This is a genomic window from Herbiconiux sp., from assembly GCF_023264895.1.
Lineage (GTDB): Bacteria > Actinomycetota > Actinomycetes > Actinomycetales > Microbacteriaceae > Herbiconiux.
This window is the reverse complement of the sequence record NZ_JAHFUY010000157.1, coordinates 1-4,168: the sequence shown is the minus strand read 5'-3', so window position 1 is coordinate 4,168 and position 4,168 is coordinate 1. Positions and strand designations below refer to the sequence as shown.

The following is a 4,168-nucleotide window of genomic DNA, read 5'->3' as shown; positions in this document are numbered from 1 at the left end:
CCTCGTTCATCTGCGCGTTCTCGGTGAGCCGCGGATCCTGGGCGTGCTGGGCGATCACGCCGTCGAAGGTCTTCACGTACTCCAGCGCCCGCCGCATCAGCAGCGAGTCGTGCACGCACTTCCCGTCGTCCGAGAACACCCGCACGCCGGCGCGGGACTGCGCCATGGCCCCGATCTCGCTCAGCCGCTCGCCGGCGAGGCCGACCGTCACGGCGCCGATGGGGCGCACGGTCGCGTAGCCCGCGGCGCGGCCGAGGGCCTGCACCTGCTCCACCACGCCCGCGGTGTCGGCGACGGGCTGCGTGTTGGCCATCGCGAAGACGGCTGTGAAGCCGCCGGCCGCAGCGGCGCGGGTGCCCGTGAGCACCGTCTCGCTCTGCTCGAAGCCGGGCTCGCGGAGGTGGGTGTGCAGGTCGACGAGGCCGGGGAGTGCCACGAGGCCCTCGGCGTCGACCACCGTGGTGTCGGTGGGAGCGGAGGAGCCGCGGGCGGTCGACACGATCCGGCCGTCCTGCACGAGGATGTCGGCGACCGCGCCGCCGGGGAGGGTCGCGCCCTTCAGCAGGTGGGTGCTGCTCGTCATGCCAGGGCCTCTCGTTCGCCGGACAGCAGGAGGTAGAGCACTGCCATCCGGATGGACACCCCGTTCGCGACCTGCTCGAGCACGGTCGACTGGGCGGAATCCGCCGCGGCGGCCGAGATCTCGAGGCCGCGGTTCATCGGTCCGGGGTGCATCACAATGCTATCCGGGCCGAGAGCCGTGAGGCGCTCGTCGTCGAGGCCCCACTGGCGGGCGTACTCGCGCGCGTTCGGGAAGTAGGCGGCGTTCATCCGCTCGCTCTGGATGCGCAGCATCATGAGCACGTCGGGCCGGGTGCTGCGGAGCGTCTCGTCGAGGTCGAAGCTCACCTCGGCGGGCCAGCTGCCCACGCCGAAGGGCACGAGGGTGGCGGGGGCCACGAAGGTGACCTCGGCGCCGAGGGTGCGGAGGAGCCACAGGTTCGACCTGGCCACCCGGGAGTGCAGGATGTCGCCGACGATCACGACCCTGACCCCGTCGAGATCCCTGCCACGACTCGATCCCGGATGCAGCCTGCGCCGCATCGTGAACGCGTCGAGGAGCGCCTGGGTCGGGTGCTCGTGGGTGCCGTCGCCGGCGTTCACGACGCCCGCGTCGATCCAGTCGCTCTGCGCGAGCACCTGCGGGGCGCCCGAGGCGTGGTGCCGGATGACGACGCCGTCGGCACCCATCGCGGCGAGCGTCTGCGCGGTGTCCTTGAGGCTCTCGCCTTTCGAGACGCTCGAGCCCTTGGCGCTGAAGGTGATGACATCCGCCGAGAGCCGCTTCGCCGCGGCCTCGAACGAGATGCGCGTGCGCGTCGAGTCCTCGAAGAAGAGGTTGACGACGGTCTTGCCGCGGAGGGTGGGGAGCTTCTTGACCTCGCGGTTCTGCACGTCGGCCATGTCCTCGGCCACGTCGAGGATGCGGATGGCTTGGTCGCGCGTGAGGTCGCGGGTCGAGAGGAGGTGTCTCATCCTTCGATCGTCACCTCCTCGGCGCCGTCGATCTCGGCGAGGTGCACGTTGATGCGCTCGTCGCGGGAGGTCGGCAGGTTCTTGCCCACGAAGTCGGCACGGATGGGCAGCTCGCGGTGACCGCGGTCGACGAGCACGGCGAGGCGCACCGCGCGCGGGCGACCGAGGTCGTTGAGCGCGTCGAGGGCGGCCCGGATGGTGCGGCCCGAGTAGAGCACGTCGTCGACGAGCACCACCGTGGCCCCGTCGATGCCCCGCCGCGGCACCTGGGTGGGGGCGGGCGTGCGGGTGGGGTGCTTGGCGAGGTCGTCGCGGTACATCGTGATGTCGAGCGAGCCCACGAGGTCGGCGGCGCTCGCGGCCGACGGCTCGATCCGGCCGATCTCGGCGCCGATCCGCTCGGCGAGCACGACGCCTCTCGTGGGGATGCCGAGGAGCACGAGTTCGTCGGCCCCCCGATTGGACTCCAGGATCTCGTGGGAGATCCGAGTCAACGCCCGGGCAATGTCAGCCTGCTGCAGCACTGTGCGCGCCATGCGACCGACCTCCTTTCCCGTCTCTCGTACGGCCTTTAAAGGATGTCCATGTCTTCGCCGTCCACCCTATCAGCCGTCGCGGGGCGGCCCGTCGCCGCGTTCAGCGCCACGACACCTCCGGGACATGCCGCGTACACCCGAATGCTGTGCTCTGGGGCCATCCCCGTTCCGACCTGAGGAGAACCATGCCCCGTCGTCCCGCCCTCGCCGTGCTCGGCACGTGCGCCGGTGCCGCCCTCGTCGCCGGAGCCGCCTTCGGCGCCGCCGCCGTGGCGCAGGCCGCGCCTGTGAGCGAGCCCATCAGCGTCAGCGCCGACGGCGCCCGCCTCGCCCTCGACCCGATCTCCGGTTACGAGACGGGAGTGTTCGACGAGAGCGCCGCCGAGATCGTGCAGTTCCACGCCGGCACCGACCGGGCCTTCGTCGTCAACGCTCAGGCCGGCGTCGCCGAGGTGCTCGACTTCTCGGACCCCGCGGCTCCCGTGAAGCTGCACGACCTCGTCACCGCGGGCGTCGTGGCCGGTGACGGCTCCGTCGTGCCGCCGAGCGCCGTCGCCAACTCGGTGGCCGTGCGCGCCGACGGCCTCGTGGCGCTGGCCGTCGAGAACGACCCGAAGACCGACGCCGGCTGGGTCGTCTTCTTCGACGCGGCCGGTGACGGGGCATCCGCTCTCGGTGCCGTCCGCACCGGTGCGCTCCCGGACATGGTGACCTTCTCCCCCGACGGCGCCACGGCGCTCGTCGCGAACGAGGCCGAGCCCGCCGAGGACTACTCGGTCGACCCGGAGGGATCCGTCTCCGTGATCGCCCTTCCCGCGGGGCTCGCAGCGCCCCTGCAGGCAGCGGTGCGGACAGCCGACTTCCACGCGTTCGAGGCCGGGGGCACGAAGGTCCTGCCCGAGGGCGTGCGGATCTTCGGCGGCATCGAGGGCTCGGCCTTCCCGGTCTCGGAGAACCTCGAGCCCGAGTACCTCACGGTGGCGGGCGACGGGCTCACCGCCTACGTCTCGATCCAGGAGGCCAACGCGCTCGGTGTCGTCGACATCACCTCGGCGACCATCACGGACATCCTGCCGCTCGGCACCCAGGACCACCTGAGCGTGCCGATCGACGCCTCAGACCGCGACGATGCGGTGAACATCGCCGCCTGGCCCGTGAAGGGCTTCTACATGCCCGACGCCATCGGCAGCTTCGAGTCGGAGGGCGAGACCTTCGTGGTCTCGGCCAATGAGGGCGACAGCCGCGACTGGGACGGCTTCAGCGAGGTGGCGAGGGTCAAGGATCTCGGCTCCGACGGTCTCGCACCGGTGTGCGAGCCGCTGGAGTCGTTCGTGACCGACGACCAGCTCGGCCGCCTCAACATCACCACCGCGAACGGCCTCGACGAGACCGCCGACTGCTACGGAGAGCTGTTCTCCTTCGGCTCGCGCTCGTTCTCGATCTGGTCGGCCGACGGCGCCCAGGTGTTCGACTCGGGCTCCGCGTTCGAGGAGATCACCGCCGAGGCGCTCCCGGAGGGCGCCTTCAACACGAGCCACACGGATGTCTCGAGCGACAACCGCAGCGACGACAAGGGCCCGGAGCCCGAGGGTCTCGCCATCGGCACGATCGACGACCGCACCTACGCGTTCATCGGCTTCGAGCGGGTGGGCGGCGTGATCGTCTACGACGTGACCGACCCGGCCGACGCCTCGTTCGTCACCTACGTCAACAACCGCGACTTCTCGATCGAGGATCCGTCGGTCTCACCGGAGGCGCTCTCGGCCTCGGGCGACCTCGGGCCCGAGGGCCTCGACTTCGTGCCGGCCGCCGAATCCCCCACGGGCGAGCCCATGCTCCTCGTGGGCAACGAGGTCTCGGGCACCACCACGGCGTTCGCCGTCGACGTGCTCGTCGACCCCGTGCCGTCGCCGACGCCCACGCCCACGCCGTCGCCCGAGCCCACGGGCACGCCCGAGCCCACGCCGACCTCCGACCCGACCCCGACGGCGTCGCCGACCCCCTCGGCACCCGCGGGTGTCTCTCCCACCGGCACCCCCGGCGCCGGCGGCTCCCTCGCCGCCACCGGCACCGACCCCCTGCCGGGCGTCGCGGCC

The 4,168-nt window shown here is 71.6% G+C and carries 4 protein-coding genes; 1 reads left to right on the top strand and 3 read right to left on the bottom strand.

What is annotated here, in order from left to right; all coding sequences use genetic code 11:
• From Q0D57_RS19185 to pyrR, 3 genes are all read right to left on the bottom strand, one after another.
• The coding region (locus Q0D57_RS19185; RefSeq protein ID WP_291047016.1) for an amidohydrolase family protein at positions 1–583 on the bottom strand (583 nt) is incomplete at its 3' end.
• A complete protein-coding gene (locus tag Q0D57_RS19180) occupies positions 580–1,536 on the bottom strand; it encodes an aspartate carbamoyltransferase catalytic subunit (RefSeq protein ID WP_291047015.1) in 957 nt (318 codons plus the stop codon). The genes Q0D57_RS19185 and Q0D57_RS19180, both read right to left, overlap by 4 nt.
• Complete coding sequence (pyrR, locus tag Q0D57_RS19175; RefSeq protein WP_291047014.1) at positions 1,533–2,072, bottom strand: bifunctional pyr operon transcriptional regulator/uracil phosphoribosyltransferase PyrR; 540 nt, start codon at positions 2,070–2,072, stop codon at positions 1,533–1,535. The genes Q0D57_RS19180 and pyrR overlap by 4 nt, the downstream gene beginning before the upstream one ends.
• A 185-nt stretch (positions 2,073–2,257) precedes the next feature.
• Between pyrR and Q0D57_RS19170 the strand changes: the two genes are divergently transcribed.
• On the top strand, positions 2,258–4,168 hold a 1,911-nt coding region (locus Q0D57_RS19170; RefSeq protein WP_291047013.1), incomplete at its 3' end, for a choice-of-anchor I family protein.

Bases quoted from the DNA above. Each gene is read 5' to 3' on its own strand.
- Q0D57_RS19180 (WP_291047015.1), bottom strand. From the start codon at position 1,536: ATGAGACACCTCCTCTCGACCCGCGACCTCACGCGCGACCAAGCCATC.
- pyrR (WP_291047014.1), bottom strand. From the start codon at position 2,072: ATGGCGCGCACAGTGCTGCAGCAGGCTGACATTGCCCGGGCGTTGACT.